General features: G+C 61.7%; 10 protein-coding genes and 1 pseudogene. 7 read left to right on the top strand and 4 right to left on the bottom strand.

Going from position 1 to position 17,047, the window contains the following annotated elements; all coding sequences use genetic code 11:
• Positions 1–21: 21 nt before the first annotated feature.
• Together AO356_RS33315 and AO356_RS06925 are read right to left on the bottom strand one after the other, a co-directional pair.
• Positions 22–246 (bottom strand): annotated as a pseudogene (locus AO356_RS33315) (antibiotic acetyltransferase); the annotation flags it as partial.
• Positions 243–1,157 carry a glycosyltransferase family 2 protein gene (locus tag AO356_RS06925; RefSeq protein WP_060739140.1) on the bottom strand — a complete coding sequence of 305 codons (915 nt, stop codon included), beginning with the start codon at positions 1,155–1,157 and terminating at the stop codon, positions 243–245. The pseudogene AO356_RS33315 and the gene AO356_RS06925, both read right to left, overlap by 4 nt.
• 269 nt (positions 1,158–1,426) lie before the next feature.
• Here AO356_RS06925 and AO356_RS06920 point away from each other — a divergent pair, with 269 nt between their 5' ends.
• The 5 genes from AO356_RS06920 (at position 1,427) to AO356_RS06900 (ending at position 10,372) form a co-directional block, all read left to right on the top strand.
• The gene (locus AO356_RS06920; protein WP_060739139.1) at positions 1,427–3,109 is read left to right on the top strand and encodes a fatty acid--CoA ligase; all 1,683 of its coding nucleotides are present in this window, start codon (positions 1,427–1,429) and stop codon (positions 3,107–3,109) included.
• Between the two features lie 331 nt (positions 3,110–3,440).
• Entirely contained in the window at positions 3,441–5,297 is a 1,857-nt protein-coding gene (locus AO356_RS06915) for a DUF1302 domain-containing protein (RefSeq protein WP_060739138.1), read from the top strand.
• 25 nt (positions 5,298–5,322) lie between these two features.
• Positions 5,323–6,687 (top strand): DUF1329 domain-containing protein, encoded by a 1,365-nt coding sequence (locus AO356_RS06910; protein ID WP_060739137.1) that lies wholly within the window; start codon positions 5,323–5,325, stop codon positions 6,685–6,687.
• 365 nt (positions 6,688–7,052) lie between these two features.
• Positions 7,053–9,788, top strand: a complete 2,736-nt coding sequence (locus AO356_RS06905; RefSeq protein ID WP_060739136.1) for a LuxR C-terminal-related transcriptional regulator — start codon at positions 7,053–7,055, stop codon at positions 9,786–9,788.
• Between the two features lie 83 nt (positions 9,789–9,871).
• Entirely contained in the window at positions 9,872–10,372 is a 501-nt protein-coding gene (locus tag AO356_RS06900; RefSeq protein WP_060739135.1) for a methylated-DNA--[protein]-cysteine S-methyltransferase, read from the top strand.
• A gap of 251 nt (positions 10,373–10,623) precedes the next feature.
• Here AO356_RS06900 and AO356_RS06895 read toward each other — a convergent pair whose 3' ends face one another.
• Positions 10,624–12,531 (bottom strand): alkaline phosphatase D family protein, encoded by a 1,908-nt coding sequence (locus AO356_RS06895; RefSeq protein ID WP_060739134.1) that lies wholly within the window; start codon positions 12,529–12,531, stop codon positions 10,624–10,626.
• 136 nt (positions 12,532–12,667) lie between these two features.
• Positions 12,668–13,663, bottom strand: coding sequence for a TRAP transporter substrate-binding protein (locus AO356_RS06890; protein WP_060739133.1), 996 nt, complete (start codon positions 13,661–13,663; stop codon positions 12,668–12,670).
• A gap of 514 nt (positions 13,664–14,177) precedes the next feature.
• Between AO356_RS06890 and AO356_RS06885 the strand changes: the two genes are divergently transcribed.
• Together AO356_RS06885 and AO356_RS06880 are read left to right on the top strand one after the other, a co-directional pair.
• Positions 14,178–15,332, top strand: a complete 1,155-nt coding sequence (locus AO356_RS06885; protein ID WP_060739132.1) for a mandelate racemase family protein — start codon at positions 14,178–14,180, stop codon at positions 15,330–15,332.
• A 71-nt stretch (positions 15,333–15,403) separates the two neighbouring features.
• Entirely contained in the window at positions 15,404–17,026 is a 1,623-nt protein-coding gene (locus AO356_RS06880; RefSeq protein WP_060739131.1) for an ABC transporter substrate-binding protein, read from the top strand.
• Positions 17,027–17,047: the final 21 nt, after the last annotated feature.

Raw genomic sequence — 17,047 nt, 5'->3', positions numbered from 1 at the left:
GACCCAGTCGGTGCGATGCCCACCGCCCAGCAGGATCTTCACGCCTTCGGCGATCGACGTATAGGAACCGACCTTGAGGACCGTGTCGTCGCCGAACTCCATCACCTCGGGAATGCCATACGTGCCCACCCCGACCTGGTACCTCGGATAGCGCAGACGGATTTTTTCCGGTGAGCGTTCGAGTTTTTCCAGGCGCTTGAGGTGCTTTCGCTCCTTTCGCTCCTTGAGTTTCTGCAAGAACTTCATGGTTGGGACCTTGTCATCGGCAGTCGCAAGGCCAGCCGCTTGAGGCGTTTGAAACTGGTTTTGTTCCAATGGCGCCAGGGGATGCTGCGCAACAGTTGCCAGGCTTCTTTCCGGTCTTCGACCACGGCGTACTTCAGCGCTTTGTGCACCAGCACCGTACGGGCCGACGGGTAGGCGGGGTGATCCCGATAGGGCTCGATGGCCTGCAGGTCCGTCTTGAGCATCAAGCGGTACTTTCTCGAGAGGTTATTGGGGTGGCGCCGATAGCGCGTGACGCAGATCGGCAACTCATGGATTTCGTAACCCTGGCGGGCGATCCGCAGGGTGATCTGGAAATCCTGGACCCTTAGCTGCGGATCATAAAAACCGGCGTCCCGCAGGGCACTCATGCGATACAGGGCCGTGGGCGCGCCGATGACCGCGGCGTTACGCAGCAGGTCATCGAAGGTATGCACCTGGATGTGGTCGCGTTGTTGCTCCTTGATGGTCCGGCCCTCGCTGTCCATGTAGATGATCAGCGCGCCGACACAGCCCACCTGCGGGTGCTCGTCCAGGTATTGGGCACGGACCCCGATCGAATGGGGCAACATCACATCGTCAAGGTCCGGGGTGGCGACATACGTGCCCTTGGCATACTGCAGCCCGTGGTTGAGTGCCGCGCTCACCCCCTGGTTCTCCTGGGAGTAGAGCTGGAAATCGTAGGTTTGCTGCAACTGCCGGAGCATGGCGAGGCTGTCGTCGGTGGAGCCGTCGTCAACCACGATGACCTCGATGTTCCGGTAATCCTGGGCAAAGAGGCTGTGGATCGCTTCTTCCAGGTACTTCCCGGCGTTGTAGCAAGGGGCCACGATCGACACAAGCGGCGCACCTTGAGGCGCGGTGGCCTGAGAAGAGGTCAGTTCGGTGTTCATTATTTTCTGTCAAAAAGTGGTGGCATGCTGGAGACCTGCCAGGGCATTTTCCCCACAGGCTTTTGTAACAAGCGTGACACCTATGCTCGCTGTTGGATCCCGATCTGACAAGGTTTGGTTGCGCAATGCTTGCGAAACCTGGGGGGGGATGGCTCTAGGCTAGTATTTGCGCGCGGATCAAATCATTCCTTTGGCTGATTTGATCCGTGTATAAGCGCTCTAGAGTGCTTGCTTCCAGCCAAGACCGTGCAGTCAGAAAAGGGATTCTTATGTTGCAGACTCGCGTTATTCCTCCAGCCGAAGGCGCCTATCAATACCCGCTGCTGATCAAGCGGCTGCTGATGTCCGGCACGCGTTACGAGAAAACCCGCGAGATCGTCTACCGTGACCAGTTGCGCTACAGCTATCCGACGCTGATCGAACGGGTCGCGCGCCTGGCCAACGTGTTGACCGAGGCGGGGGTCAAGGCCGGCGATACCGTGGCGGTGATGGACTGGGACAGCCATCGCTACCTGGAATGCATGTTCGCGATCCCGATGATCGGCGCGGTGATCCACACCATCAACGTGCGCCTGTCACCGGAGCAGATCGTCTACACCATGAACCACGCCGAGGACCGCTTCGTGCTGGTCAACAGCGAGTTCGTCGGCCTGTACCAGGCGATAGCCGGGCACCTGACCACGGTGGACAAGACCCTGCTGCTGACCGACCTGCCGGAAAAAACCGCCGACCTGCCGAACCTGGTGGGTGAATACGAGCAATTGCTGGCCGCCGCGGCGCCCGCCTACGACTTCCAGGATTTCGACGAAAACTCCGTCGCCACCACGTTCTACACCACCGGCACCACGGGCAACCCCAAGGGCGTTTACTTCACCCATCGGCAACTGGTGCTGCACACCATGGGCGTGGCGACCATCATGGGGGCCATCGACAGCGTGCGGCTGCTGGGCACCAACGACGTGTACATGCCGATCACACCGATGTTCCACGTCCATGCCTGGGGCTTGCCCTACGTGGCGACCATGCTCGGGCTCAAGCAGGTCTACCCGGGGCGCTACGACCCCGAATTCCTGGTCCAGCTGTGGCGCAAGGAAAATGTCACCTTTTCCCATTGCGTGCCAACCATCCTGCAAATGGTCCTCAATGCCAAGGGCGCCCAGGACACCGACTTCGGCGGCTGGAAGATCGTCATCGGCGGCAGCGCGCTGAATCGCAGCCTGTACGAAGCGGCGAAGGCGCGGGGCATCCAGCTCACCGCCGCCTACGGCATGTCGGAAACTGGCCCGCTGGTGTCCTGCGCCCACCTCAACGACGAATTGATGGCCGGCAGCGAGGACGAGCGCACCACCTACCGGATCAAGGCCGGCGTGCCGGGGCCGCTGGTGGAGGCGGCGATCGTCGACACCGAGGGACGGTTCCTGCCCGCCGACGGCGAGACCCAGGGCGAACTGGTGCTGCGCGCGCCGTGGCTCACCGAGGGCTATTTCAACGAGCCGCAGAAGGGCGCCGAGCTCTGGGCCGGCGGCTGGCTGCACACCGGTGACGTCGCCACGCTGGACAACATGGGCTTCATCGACATCCGCGACCGTATCAAGGACGTGATCAAGACCGGTGGCGAATGGATCTCCTCCCTGGACCTGGAAGACCTCATCAGCCGTCATGTGGCGGTACGCGAAGTAGCAGTGGTCGGCATTCCCGATCCGCAGTGGGGCGAGCGGCCGTTTGCCTTGCTGGTGGTTCGGGAAGGGCATGAGATCGGGGCTCGCGAACTCAAGGAACACCTCAAGCCGTTCGTCGAGCTGGGGCACTTGAGCAAGTGGGCGATCCCGAGCCAGATCGCCCTTGTTACGGAAATTCCCAAGACCAGCGTCGGCAAGCTCGACAAGAAGCGTATCCGCGTCGACATCACCGAATGGCAGAGCAACAACAGCACCTTCCTGTCCACGCTTTAGGTCTTTTTGCCGTGCCCGAAAGGGCACGGCAGCCCCACCAAGCAAGCGCTTGCCTTGTCAAACCGCAAATTTCAGCCATCCTTGCCGTGCCGACATCTGTCGGACTGGCGAAAGGACTGTTCCAGAGTGGTCGCGGGCTGCAAATCACACTTTAGAGGGATCAAGCCGTACTACCTGCTGGCTATAGTCCGCTCACGGATTCTCAAGAACGGGGCGCACGCACGAAAGGGCGATGCGACTTCGACGGATATCGGGACGCTGCCGCTCCCTGCCGCCGAGGTGTTTTTGAAATGTCCATTGCCATAACAATAATGCACATGGAGTAGCGTCGATGACCTCAGCAACCACGTTCTGGCGCCGGGCAAAACTGCCTCTGGCGGTCAGTCTCGCCTCTTCGCTCGCCGGGCCAGCATTCGGCGTCAGTTTCAACATCGGTGAAATCGAAGGCCAGTTCGACTCGTCCCTGTCGGTCGGCGCGAGCTGGTCCACGGCCAACGCCAACAAGGACCTGATCGGCGTCAACAATGGCGGCAAGGGCTTGTCGCAGACCTCCGATGACGGCCACTTGAACTTCAAGCGAGGGGAAACCTTCTCGAAGATCTTCAAGGGCATCCATGACCTGGAACTGAAATACGGCGATACTGGCGTGTTCGTGCGTGGCAAGTACTGGTACGACTTCGAACTCAAGGACGAACACCGCCTGTACAAGGACATCAGCGACAGCAACCGCAAGGAAGGCGCCAAGTCCTCCGGCGGGCAGATCCTCGATGCGTTCGTCTACCACAACTATTCCATTGCCGATCAGCCAGGCTCTGTGCGCCTGGGCAAGCAGGTGGTCAGTTGGGGTGAAAGCACGTTCATCCAGGGCGGCATCAACTCCATCAACCCGGTCGACGTGTCCGCGTTCCGTCGTCCTGGCGCCGAGATCAAGGAAGGCCTGATCCCGGTCAACATGTTCTACGTGTCCCAGAGCCTGACCGACAACCTGTCGGCCGAGGCGTTCTACCAGATTGAATGGGACCAGACCGTGGTGGATAACTGCGGTACGTTCTTCTCCCAGCCGGATGTGATTGCCGACGGTTGCACCGATAACCTGCGGGTGCTGAACAAGCGTTCGACCATTCCGCTGCCGGGCGTCATTCTTCCAATATTGGAAGGCCAGGGTGTCGATATCAACGAAGAAGGCGTGCTGGTACGCCGTGGCCCGGACCGCGATGCCCGCGACAGCGGCCAGTGGGGCGCATCGTTGAAGTACATGTTCGAACCACTGGACACCGAGTTCGGTGCCTACTTCATGAACTACCACAGCCGTGCGCCGATTTTCAGTGCCCAAGGGGCTGCGCAGCAGTTCTACACCGCGGGGCCAATCGCGGCACTGCGTCCTCTGATCGTGGCGGGTAACTCCAACTACTTCGTCGAATACCCGGAAGATATCCGTCTCTATGGCCTGAGTTTCTCCACGACACTGCCTACCGGCACGGCATGGAGCGGTGAGATCAGCTACCGCCCGAATGCACCTGTGCAACTGAGCACCACTGATATCCTCTTCGCCGGTGTGACGCCACTTCCCGGATTTGGTGATGCATCGGTGCTCCAGGGCACGCCGGGCCAAGACCTGCATGGCTATCGCCGTAAAGAGATCACTCAGTTCCAGACCACATTCACGCACTTCCTCGATCAAGTCATGGGCGCCAGCCGCCTGACCCTGGTGGGTGAAATCGGGGTGACCCATGTCGGCGGCCTGGAAAGCAAATCCGACGCTCGCTATGGCCGTGATCCGGTGTTCGGTCCGGGCGAACTGCCCAACGGTTTCTGTAACTCGCTCAATACGTCTACTGCGACGGGGGGCGGCCAGACCATCAACGACGTGAACAGCAACTGCAACAACGACGGCTTCACCACCTCCACGTCCTGGGGCTACCGTGCTCGCGCCATCTGGGAATACCCGGACGTGTTCGCTGGCGTGAACCTCAAGCCCAACGTGGCCTGGTCCCATGACGTCAAAGGCTACTCGCCAGGCCCTGGCGGCAACTTCGAAGAAGGCCGCAAAGCCGTCAGCCTCGGGCTGGATGCCGAGTACCAGAACACCTACAACGCCAGCCTGGCCTACACCAACTTCTTTGGTGGCGACTTCAGCACTGTGGACGATCGTGACTTCCTGGCGCTCAGCGTCGGCGTGACCTTCTAAGCACCGTATTTCAGGACGACACACTATGAAAGTAACAAAGAATCTGTTGCAGGCCGGTGTCTTGGGGCTGTCCCTGCTGGCCGCCAGTGTCATGGCGGCAGTACCCGCGGCCGAGGCCGACAAGCTGGGCAAGAGCCTGACGCCGATGGGCGCCGAGATGGCCGGCAATGCCGATGGCTCGATCTCGGCCTGGAAACCCATGGCCAAGAACGCCGGTGCCGTGGACAGCAAGGGCTTCCTGGCCGACCCGTTCCCGACTGAAAAACCGCTGTTCACCATCACTGCGCAGAACGTCGAGCAATACAAGGCCAAGCTCGCCCCGGGCCAGTACGCGATGTTCAAGCGCTACCCGGAAACCTTCAAGATGCCGGTCTACCCGACCCATCGCGGCGCCACCGTGCCGGACGAGGTGTTCGCCTCCATCAAGAAGAATGCGGTCAACACCAAGCTGGTTTCCGGCGGCAACGGTCTGGAGAACTTCGAGACGGCCGTGCCGTTCCCGATTCCCCAGAGCGGCGTCGAAGTCATCTGGAACCACATCACCCGCTATCGCGGCGGCAGCGTGACGCGCCTGGTCACCCAGGCCACCCCGCAGCCCAACGGTTCGTACAGCCTGGTGTACTTCCGCGACCAGTTCGTGTTCCGCGACAAGATGAAGGATTTCGATCCGGCCAACCCTGGCAACATCCTGTTCTACTTCAAGCAACAAGTGACCGCGCCGGCGCGCCTGGCCGGTGGCGTGCTGCTGGTGCACGAGACCCTCGACCAAGTGAAGGAGCCGCGTTCGGCGTGGGTCTACAACGCTGGCCAGCGCCGTGTGCGCCGTGCCCCGCAAGTGTCCTATGACGGCCCGGGTACTGCCGCCGACGGCCTGCGTACCTCCGACAACCTGGACATGTACAACGGCGCACCGGACCGCTACGACTGGAAACTGGAAGGCAAGAAAGAGCTGTACATCGCCGCCAACAGCTACCGGATCGATTCGCCGCAACTCAAGTACGCCGACATCATCAAGGCCGGCCACATCAACCAGGACCTGACCCGCTACGAGCTGCGTCGCGTCTGGCATGTGACTGCGACCCTGAAGGAAGGCCAGCGCCACATCTACGCCAAGCGTGACTTCTACATCGATGAAGACACCTGGCAAGCCGCGGTGATCGACCACTACGACGGTCGTGGCCAACTGTGGCGTGTGGCCGAGGCCCATGCCGAGAACTACTACGACAAGCAAGTGCCGTGGTACGCCCTGGAAACCCTCTACGACCTGCAGTCCGGCCGCTACCTGGCGCTGGGCATGAAGAACGAGGAGAAATCGGCCTACGACTTCGGCTTCACCGCCACCACCGCCGACTTCACCCCGAACGCACTGCGTCAGGACGGCATCCGCTAAACCGCTTCACCCGAGGCCGCATCCTCGAAACAACGCCCCGACTGGTTCGGGGCGTTTTTTTTGTTCGATCAGTCAACACAAAACCCTGTGGCGAGGGAGCTTGCTCCCGCTGGGCTGCGCAGCAGCCCCAAACCAGCCGACTCATTGTGTCAGGTACAACGCAGTCGCTGCCTTGCGGGTTGCTTCGCAACCCAGCGGGAGCAAGCTCCCTCGCCACAAGAGCGTTGGCTGCCTGAGTTTTTTCAAGTCGGTCGGCTTGTAGTCTTTTTGTAGCCATTTGTAGCACTCCCTTCAATACCTTCTCGTTTACCGCTAGTCTGCGGACATCTGCAACGCCGCCACCCGCATTCCTACAAGAGCCGGCCATGACTGATTTGTCTTCACTTCCGGATTCTGCCCGCGCAGCCATCGCGGTACAGGACGGGCGTTTCTACCGCCCGCCCTTGCCCGACGGCCATGTCGCGCGGCCGCGGTTGTGCGAACGTTTGAGCGCCGGGCTCGGCGGGCGGTTGCTGTTGGTCAGTGCCCCGGCGGGGTTCGGTAAAAGCTCCCTGGCGGTGGAGTTCTGCCAGAGCCTGCCGGCCCATTGGCAAAGCCTCTGGCTGGGGCTCAGTGCCCGGGACAACGATCCGGGGCGTTTCCTGGAACGCTTGCTCGACGGGCTCCAGGCATTTTTCCCGCAACTGGGCGGCCGGGCGCTGGGGCTGCTGAAAATGCGCCAGCGCCATCAGCCCTTTGCCTTCGAAGAATGGCTCGATGGCTTGCTGGACGAGTTGTCCGCGCACTTATCGCCCCGCAATCCCTTGTTGCTGGTCCTCGACGATTACCACCTGGCCCAAAGCCCGGTGCTGGATCGCTGCCTGCAATTTTTCCTCAATCACCTGCCCGACGGTTTGCTGGTACTCGTCACCAGCCGCCAGCGGCCGGACTGGCACCTGGCGCGCCTGCGCCTGTCGCGGCAATTGCTCGAACTCAACGAGCAAGACCTGCGCCTGACCCATGACGAAGCCTTGACCCTGCTCCAGCATCACAGCAGCTCGTTGCGCGGCGAGGCGCTGGAAAACCTCATCCAGCGCAGTGAAGGCTGGGTGGCCGGGCTGCGGTTCTGGTTGCTGGCCGCCTCCGAGGCCGGCAACGAAGGCCTGCTGCCCCAGGCCTTGCACGGTGGGGAGGGACTGATCCGCGATTATCTGCTCGAAGAAGTCATCGATTGCCTGCCCGCCGAGGTGCAGGCGTTTCTCTACGACACGGCCCCTCAGGAGCGTTTTTGCAGCGCGCTGTGCGATGCCGTGCGCGAAGCCCATGACAGTGGCGAAATCCTGCGTTACCTGGCGGCCCACCAGGTCTTCCTGGTACCGCTGGACGAGCACGGCCATTGGTACCGTTATCACCACTTGTTTTCCGACCTGCTGCGCAGTCGCCCCAGCGCGCCGGCCATGGTCCCGGCCGCGACCCTGCACCTGCGGGCCTGTCGCTGGTTCAACGCCCAGGGCCTGATCGACGAAGCCGTGGAACAGGCGTTGCGGGCCGGGCACCTGGATGTGGCGGCGAACCTGGTGCAGAACCTTTCGGAGGAGCAACTGCTGGCCGAGCAGAACGTCGGCATGTTGCTGCGCTGGAAAATGGATTTGCCCGACAGCCTGCTCATCAGCACGCCGCGGCTGATCGTGCTCTACAGTTGGGCATTGGGCCTGGCCTGCCAATTGGACGCCGCCGAAGAGCTGGCCGCGCACTTGAGTCGTTTCCTGCCGGCCCCTTCCGCCACCGCGCAAAAGTCCATGCTCGCCCAATGGCTGGCCCTGAGCGGCATCGTCGCCCGTGGCCGCGGTGATCGCGAGGCCACCCTGCGTTATTGCAGCGAAGCCCTGGAGAGCCTGCCGCAAAAACGCTACGGCCAGCGGCTGATGTGCCTGTCCACCTTGTCGAACCTGGCGATTGCCGACGGCGACCTGTGGCGCGCCCGGAACCTGAACCGCGATTCCCTGGAGCTGGCGCAGCGGGTTGGCAACCCATTGTTCGAGGCCCTGGCCCATTACGACCGTGCCCGGGTCTTGCAGGCACGGGGGGAAATCCTGCGGGCGCTGGACGAAGTGCACCAGGGTTTGCAACGTTTGCATAAATTATCGCCCCAGCGGCTTTATGCGGTGCGGGCGCGGTTGATCATGTACGAGGGGTTCCTGCTGACCTTGCGCATGCAACCCCAGGTCGGCCTGGCGCGGTTGCAGGCAGGCCTCACCGAAGCCCGCGCCTGCCGCGACATCAGCGTGCTGATCGGTCATTGCGTGATCGCCCGTATCGAAGGCTATGGCGGCGAGTTCGCCCGGGCCTTTGCCGAACTGGCTGAAGCCGAGCGTCTGATGCACATCTGGGACGTTCCGCCGATCTACTACCTGGCGATGATTACCCTGGTCAAATGCGAGCTCTGGCTGGCCCAGGGTCGCACCGATCTGGCCGAAGCCTGGCTGGCCCGCTTGGGCCAGACCTACACGGGCGAACGGGCCGCCGCGCCGCCGGAGTTCCACCCGCAACTGCCGCTGCATGTCGAATTGCAGCAGGCGGTGCTGGAATCCATCCGGGGTCAACCGATGCTTGCCGAAGGGCGACTCGATGCCCTGCTTGAACACGGCCAGCAAACCGGCCGGCAAATGCTCAGCGTGATGGCGCTCAACCAGAAGGTCGCCTTGCTGTTGAGCGTCGGCCGTGAGCCCGAAGCACGCCGTACCCTGGCCCAAGCTTTCGAAGCCGCCAGCGGCGGGGTGTTGCAGCCCTTCGAGTGGTTGTTTGGCAAACACTGTGAATGGTTTCGCGAACAACTGCTGCATGCACCGCCCAGCACGTTGCGCGAACATCTGCTCGAACGCCTGCCCTCGACGGTGGCCCAGCCTGTCGACCCGGCGGCACCTGTCGAAACCCTCAGCAGTCGCGAGCGGGCGGTGTTGCAGCTGATTGCCCAAGGTTGTTCGAACCAGGAGATCAGCGAGCAATTGTTCATCTCGCTGCACACCGTCAAGACCCACGCCAGCCACATCAACAGCAAACTCGGCGTCGAGCGCCGCACCCAGGCGGTGGCGCGGGCGAAGGCGTTGGGGTTGTTGGGCTGAGCAAGGTTTTGGGGGCGGTGAGAAAAAACTGTGGCTAGGGAGTAAGCTTTCTTGCCACAAAGGCTTTGACAAGGAATCCCTCGATGTTGCCTCTGTACAAAACCATCCCATCCCCCGTCGGCCAGTTGATCCTCGTCGCCCGGGAGACAAGATTGGCGGCCATCCTGTGGGAAAACGAGCGGCTCAACCGGGTGCGCCTGGGGCCTTTGGAAGAAGACACCCAGCATCCGGTCCTCAAGGAAACCGAACGTCAGTTGCTGGAGTATTTCGCCGGTCAGCGCCGCCGTTTCGAATTGGAGCTGGACTTTGCCGGCACTGATTTCCAGGTCCGAGTGTGGCACGCACTGCTGACCATCCCCTTCGGTGAAACCCGCAGCTACCGCGACATCGCCGTCCAGATCGGCCAACCGACAGCGGTCCGGGCGGTCGGCGCCGCCAACGGTCGCAACCCCATCTCGATCATCGCCCCGTGCCACCGCGTCATCGGCAGCTCCGGCAGCCTCACCGGCTTCGCTGGCGGTTTGGCGGCCAAACAATTGCTGCTCAGCCTCGAAGGCCAACAGACCCTGCAGTTGGCGTTCTGACTGCCACTTCCCTGTAGGACTGTGGATTTTGCATCCATCCTCAATCCCCTGTGGGAGCAAGCTTGCTCGCGAAAGCGGAGTGTCAGCTTGCCTAGGTGTTGGCTGTGCCGCCGTCATCGCGAGCAAGCTCGCTCCCACAGTTGTTTTGGTGTGACTGTAGATTTTGCATCCATCCCCAATCCCCTGTGGGAGCGAGCTTGCTCGCGATAGCGGATTGTCAGTTTGCGTAGGTGCTGGATGTGCCAGCGCTTTCAGGTCGGTGGGGATTTGGGGGGCAGCATGCGTGTCGGTGGTTGGCCGTTGGCGTTGTGCTGGTAGATCTTCGTGGGCTGGCCCTGTTCATTGAAGAACACCTGGCCAATGCCGGCGCTGTTCCACAGCCGTTCGCCCGCTTCGGCGTGTTCCGGGGTGTGGGGGACGATGCGCATGCTGCGGCGCTTGGTGAACCAGTTCAGGGGCGAGCGCGGGGAGTAGAGCCAACGGTTCAGGCGGTCGAACCATTCCAGCAGTACGGGCGGGAATTCATTCTTGATGCCGCTGCTGGTGATCTGCCAGATACGCGGGCCGCCCTTGCGGTGTGGGATCAGCACCTCGTAGACGAAGGAATAATGCACATCCCCTGACAGCACCACGTAATTACCCGGTGTGCGTGAGTGTCGGAAAATGTTCAGGATCACCTGGGCCGCGCCGCGATGGGCCATCCAGTTTTCCGCGTCCACCAGCAACGGATAACCGCACCAACTGAACACCCGCTGCACGGTCTCGATCAGCTTTACGCCGAAGATCGGTGCCGGTGAGACGATGATGGCCGAGGGGTGATCCAACAACTCTTGCTGCAACTCGCTCAGGGCTTCCCAATCCAGCAGGCCGGAAGGTTGCTTGAGGGTGTTCTCACTGCGCCAGCGGCGGGTGCGGGTGTCGAGCACCACCAGGGCCGGGGTGCTCGGCAGCACGTAATGCCACTGCTGGAAACCCAGCAGGGTGTCGATCAATTGGTCCTGTGGTTCGCTGTCGAGGTAGCGGTCGCGAGCGGTGTCGCTCAAGGCCAGGGTTTGCGGGAGCACGTCCGCAAAGGCATCCGGGTTGTTGCCCCAGCCTTGGCAGAGCATGTAGGCGATCAAGGCGTTGCCGATGATGCGCTTGGAGAACGGATGGCCGTAGGCCGTTTCCTCCCACTGCGCGGACAGATTCCAGTCATCGGTAATGTCGTGGTCGTCGAAAATCATCAGGCATGACAAGTGCGCAAATACCCGCGCCACGCCGTCCAGCCCGGTCTTGAACGCGTCGATGCGTCGCTGTTCCAGGTCGTAGCGCTGGCGCCGCTCGACGGTCAGTTCGGGGGGCTGCACAGCGATCAGTGTCCAGGGCACCGGCGACCACACCAGCAGGTACATCGCCATGACTTCGGCGAACGTCACCAAGTGATTATCGGCGCTGCTGCTGGTGAAGATCGGCTTGCGCGCCCCGCCGAAAAAACGCTCGCGCAGGGTTTCGTTGCTCTCCAATGCCGGTAGCAAATCGGCGCGATGGTAATAACTGGCCGGGTGTTGGTAGAGCTTGGCGCTGTCTTCCACGACGGCGCCGTCCAGGCATTCCTCGAACAGCCCCAAGCGTTCGATCAGCCCATGAATCGCCCGCAGCATGGGCCCGGCGACATCGTCGGCATAGACCTGGTCGCCACTCATCATCAACAGAGCCGGGCGTTGCGCCGGGTCTTGCGCGAGCAGACGGTCGACACAGAGCAGGCCGTCGTTGGCCGGGTAGTGGGGTTTGCGGCAGGAACCGTGGACCAATTGCTCGATACGCGAGTGCAACATGAAGTTCGGGCACTGTGCGCCGTCATACAACAGATGCGGCGCCCACTCGGCGATGGGGGCACCGTCCACCAGCAGGTCGTAGTCAATCGCCACGTCCTGGGGCAGGGGCGCGTCGAGCGTCACATCGATCAAGTGCACAAACGCCCGTTGCCCCACCGGCACCACGGTGCAACGTGATGCATCGAGTGCCAGGTCGCCGACACCGTCAATGCGCAGCGTCAACGCCAACGCTCGCGTGCCCACCAACCACATCACCAGGCGCGCAGGCTCCAGGCGCCGTAACAGCGGGCCGACCAGAACAGGGGGCAGGGTAGAGGTCATGTCTGGAGTGGACGACAGCATTCGCGAAAAAAGCTCTGTTCAGGGAGAGGCGGGGATCATAACGCAATGTGCTATGCCGCTGGGGATGGGGGAGTGGGCGCTTTTGTGGCGAAGGAGCAAGCTTCCTCGCCACAGGAACGTGTCAAGCCTGGTGATGTCACTGGGCGCTGTTGGAAGCCTCGGCCGCCTTGATCAGGTCCGGACCGATCTCTTTCTCGAACTTCGCCCATACCGGTTTCATTCGTTCGCGCCAGACACTGCGCTCTTGCGGTGTGAGGGTGATGATCTCGGTGGTCTTGGCGTCCAGGACGTGCTGCTTGTCCTGTTGGTTGAATTTCTCCGCTTCCTGGTTGGCATGGGCGGTGGATTCGACCACGATCTGGTCCAGCTCGCTGCGGATATCCGGCGGCAGGCCGTTCCAGAAGTCCGACGTGGTGATCAACATGTAGTCGAGTATGCCGTGGTTGGATTCGGTGACGTATTTCTGCACCTCATTGAGCTTCTGGTTGTAGAAGTTCGAATAGGTATTTTCCGTGCCGTTGACCAGGCCGGTGCGCAGCCCCTGGTACACCACCGAGAAAATCATCGGTTTGGCCTTGGCATCCACCGCCTTGAACTGCTCCTCCAGCACCGCAGAGGTCTGTATCCGGAACGTCAGGCCACGGGCATCCTCAGGGGTGCGCAATGGCTTGCTGGCCGACAACTGCTTCATGCCGTTGTGCCAATAGGCCAGGCCGATGACGTTCTTGCTTTCCATGGACTTGAGCAGTTTCTGGCCCTCGGGGCTTTGCTGGAAACGGTCTACTGCGGCGATGTCGTCGAATAGAAAGGGTAAGTCGAACAGCTGCACGGTCTTGGTGTACTGATCGAACTTGGCCAGTGACCGCGCAATGATCTGCACCTCCCCCAGGAGCAGGGCTTCCATCTCCTTGTCATCGCCGTACAGCGTGGAGTTGGGGTAGACCTCGACCTTCACTTTGCCCGGCAGCCGCTCTTCCGTCAGCTTCTTGAACATCAACGCGCCCTGGCCCTTGGGCGTTTGGTCGCCTACCACGTGGGAGAACTTGATGACGATCGGCTCAGCCGCCATGGCCGTGCCCCACGCGCCGAAAGCCAGGGTGCAGGCGAGCGCTTTCCATACAGGTTTGAGCATTGCGAAATTCCCTTTGCCTTTACATTCATCGTACGGGCCTCTTCGGAACCCGGCGTACAGCAGACAACGTCCAGTCTAGGAGAAAAACCATCCACTGCCGGGTGAGGTGTTCCGGCGGGCAAACCATCGGGCTTCTGCCAGGTGGGAGCGGGTGTTCACGGCCCCCTTGTGGGAGCGAGCTTGCTCGCGATGATGGCGGCACCTCCAACATCATCGGCCCAGGTACACCGCTATCGCGAGCAAGCTCGCTCCCACAAATCTTTATTCTCCCGCCTCGGTTTCCAGTCCTCCCGTCATCGTGGCCCTCCCGGGGCGAGTCGTATTGTTTTTGTTGTGTGGTATGACGACATTTTAGATTTCTCTCAAGAAAAATAATCTCATTTCTCTCTTTCATCCCAGGTTTCATTAATTTTTATTGATTTTGTGGGTTGACAGTCCGTGTGAAACGTCAGAATAATCCGCTACGTTGTATGACGACATACAAATAAACAATAACAACAGGGTGCTCCCTTCTATGAGAATCACAGGCGTTCACGTCGAAGTCTTTTCCACACCTTCGCGCCGTGCCCAGGACAGCGCCGGTCACGCCCATCCGGGCGATGAGGTCATGATCAAGATGGCCTTGCTGCGAATCGGCTGCGACGATGGTAGTGAGGGTTATGCCTTTGGCCCGCCTGAGTTGATTCGTCCGCACATCATCGAATCCTTCGTGCGCAAAGTGCTGGTGGGCCGCGATCCGATGGACCGTGAAAGCATCTGGCAAGACCTGGCGCACTGGCAGCGCGGTAGCGCCGGGCAGTTCACCGACCGGGCGCTGGCGCTGGTGGAGCAGGCTTTGTGGGATCTGGCCGGACGCAAGCTCAAATTGCCGGTGCATAAACTGATTGGCGGTTATCGCGACAAGGTCCCGGCGTACGGCTCGACGATGTGCGGCGACGATTTGCCGGGTGGGTTGTCGACGCCGGACGAGTACGGCCAATTTGCCGAGAAACTGGTGCAGCGCGGCTACAAGGCCATCAAGTTGCACACCTGGATGCCGCCGATTTCCTTCGCGCCAAATCCACAAATGGACATCCAGGCCTGCGCCGCCGTGCGTGAGGCGGTGGGGCCGGACATCGCGCTGATGCTCGACGGTTACCACTGGTACAGTCGCATGGATGCGCTGACCATTGGCAAGGCCCTGCAAAAGCTGAATTTCGCCTGGTTCGAAGAGCCGATGATGGAAGACTCGGCGGAGTCCTATGCCTGGCTGGCCGCCAACCTGGACATCCCGGTGCTGGGCCCGGAGAGCATCGCCGGCAAGTTCCATAGCCGCGCCAGTTGGGTCACCCAGAAGTCCTGTGACATCCTGCGTGCCGGCGTGGCCGGGGTCGGGGGCATCGGGCCGTGCCTGAAGGTGGCGCACCTGGCCGAGTCGTTCGGCATGGACTGCGAGGTCCACGGCAATGGCGCGGCGAACCTGGCGGTGGTCGGGGCGATCAGCAATTGCCGCTGGTACGAGCGCGGCCTGCTGCACCCGTTCCTCGACTATGAAGACGTCCCGGCGCACCTCAACAGCATCGTCGACCCCATGGACGCCGACGGTTTTGTCCACCTGTCCGACCGGCCGGGGTTGGGCGAGGACATCAACTTCGCGTATATCGAGGCCAACACCCTGTCCCGACATTGATCCTGTTCCACGCCTGAGGTCGATGGCTGCCCGGGCGACAAGTCTTTATAAATATAAGAAAGGACTGAACCATGAATCTCTGGCCCAAGCGCCTGACCAGGCTGCTGTGTGTCACCGTGGCCCTGTGCGCAGTGCAGGTGCCCGTCAGCCTGGCCCAAGGCGAAACGCCCCCCGACCAATTGGTGGTGGGCATGAGCATGATCAACCTGCTGTCCCTGGACCCTGCCGCGGCGACGGGGCTGGAGGTCGCCGAGGTCAACGCCAACGTCTACGACATGCTCCTGGAGCAGGACGCGGCGCAGCCGGACACGCTGATTCCGGCCCTGGCGAAAACCTGGGACATCAGCCCCGACCGCATGCGGCTGACCTTCCAATTGCGCGACGACGTGCGTTTTCACTCCGGCGCGCCGCTCACCGCCCAAGACGTCGCCTGGTCGTTGCAGCGCGTTGTCACCCTCAACCGCGCCCTGGCTTCCACCTGGAAAGCCTACGGCTTCACCGCCGACAACGTCGTCAAACTGATGCGCGCCGAAGGGCCGCACACCTTTGTCATGGAGTTGCCACGCGTCACTGACCCGATGCTGGTGCTCAACACCCTGGCCACCTCTCCCAGTGCTTTCATCATCGATCGCTCGGTCGCCTTGCAACATCAGGTCGGCGACGACCAAGGCGCGGCGTGGCTGGCGACGCACACGGCCGGCTCCGGCGCGTTCAAGCTCGACATCTGGCGGGCCAACGACGTGATCCTGATGAGTCGCAATGACGACTATTGGCGCGGCGCGGCGAAGTTGCGCCGGGTGATCATGCGCAACATGACCGAGTCCCAGGCCCTGCGCCTGATGGTCGAGCGCGGTGACCTGGACGTCGCCCGCGGCATGGCCGCCACCGACATCAAGGCGTTGGGCAAGGTCGATGAAGTGCGCATCCAGAGCATCGCCCGCGGCACGCTGTACTACGTGGCGATGAGCATGCAGCAGCCGTTGTTCCAAGACATCCGCGTACGCCAGGCCATCCGCCTGCTGATCGATTACCAGGGCATCAACGATGTGGTCATGCCGCACTACGGTGTGATCAATCAGCGGCCTTTGCAGTTGGGGCTGCCGGCACGCCTGGACGATCCGGGTTATCGCCTGGACGTGGCCGAAGCCAAGCGCCTGTTGGCGGCGGCCGGGCATGCCGAAGGCTTCAAGGTGACTATCCGTTCGCTGACCGATCCGCCGTTCATCAACATCGCCACCAGCCTGCAAGCGACGCTGGCCCAGGCGGGGATCCAGGCGACGATCATCACCGGCACCGGCAACCAGATCTATGGCGCGATGCGCGACCGTCAGTTCGACATCCTCGTCGGGCGTGGCGGTGGCGGGGCGGAGCGTCATCCGCATTCGAGCCTGCGGGCCCTGGTGTACAACCCGGACAACCGCACCGAAGCCAAGCTGAGCAACTTCCAGGGCTGGCGCACCTCGTTCTTCGACCCGCAGCTCAATCAACTGATCGAGCAAGCCGAGCGCGAACGTGACCCCGAGCGCCAGCGCGAAATCTATGGGCAGATCCAGACCCTCTACGACCAACAGGCCGGGGCGATCATGCCGGTCTCACAGATGGTGGACGAAGTGGTGATCCACGCCGACGTGCGCAACTACATCGGCCACACCGCCGCCACCACGCGTCTTCGGGACGTCTACAAGCAGCGCTGAAATCGACGGCCACAGGGCCAA

The sequence above is a fragment of the Pseudomonas fluorescens genome, assembly GCF_001307275.1.
Lineage (GTDB): Bacteria > Pseudomonadota > Gammaproteobacteria > Pseudomonadales > Pseudomonadaceae > Aquipseudomonas > Aquipseudomonas fluorescens_AA.
The sequence above is the reverse complement of the archived record's forward strand: the minus strand, read 5'-3'. Positions and strand labels throughout refer to the sequence as shown.

Excerpts from the sequence above, each read along its gene's own strand:
- AO356_RS06925 (WP_060739140.1), bottom strand. The coding sequence starts at position 1,157 with ATGAACACCGAACTGACCTCTTCTCAGGCCACCGCGCCTCAAGGTGCG.
- AO356_RS06920 (WP_060739139.1), top strand. The coding sequence starts at position 1,427 with ATGTTGCAGACTCGCGTTATTCCTCCAGCCGAAGGCGCCTATCAATAC.
- AO356_RS06915 (WP_060739138.1), top strand. The coding sequence starts at position 3,441 with ATGACCTCAGCAACCACGTTCTGGCGCCGGGCAAAACTGCCTCTGGCG.
- AO356_RS06910 (WP_060739137.1), top strand. The coding sequence starts at position 5,323 with ATGAAAGTAACAAAGAATCTGTTGCAGGCCGGTGTCTTGGGGCTGTCC.
- AO356_RS06905 (WP_060739136.1), top strand. The coding sequence starts at position 7,053 with ATGACTGATTTGTCTTCACTTCCGGATTCTGCCCGCGCAGCCATCGCG.
- AO356_RS06900 (WP_060739135.1), top strand. The coding sequence starts at position 9,872 with ATGTTGCCTCTGTACAAAACCATCCCATCCCCCGTCGGCCAGTTGATC.
- AO356_RS06895 (WP_060739134.1), bottom strand. The coding sequence starts at position 12,531 with ATGCTGTCGTCCACTCCAGACATGACCTCTACCCTGCCCCCTGTTCTG.
- AO356_RS06890 (WP_060739133.1), bottom strand. The coding sequence starts at position 13,663 with ATGCTCAAACCTGTATGGAAAGCGCTCGCCTGCACCCTGGCTTTCGGC.
- AO356_RS06885 (WP_060739132.1), top strand. The coding sequence starts at position 14,178 with ATGAGAATCACAGGCGTTCACGTCGAAGTCTTTTCCACACCTTCGCGC.
- AO356_RS06880 (WP_060739131.1), top strand. The coding sequence starts at position 15,404 with ATGAATCTCTGGCCCAAGCGCCTGACCAGGCTGCTGTGTGTCACCGTG.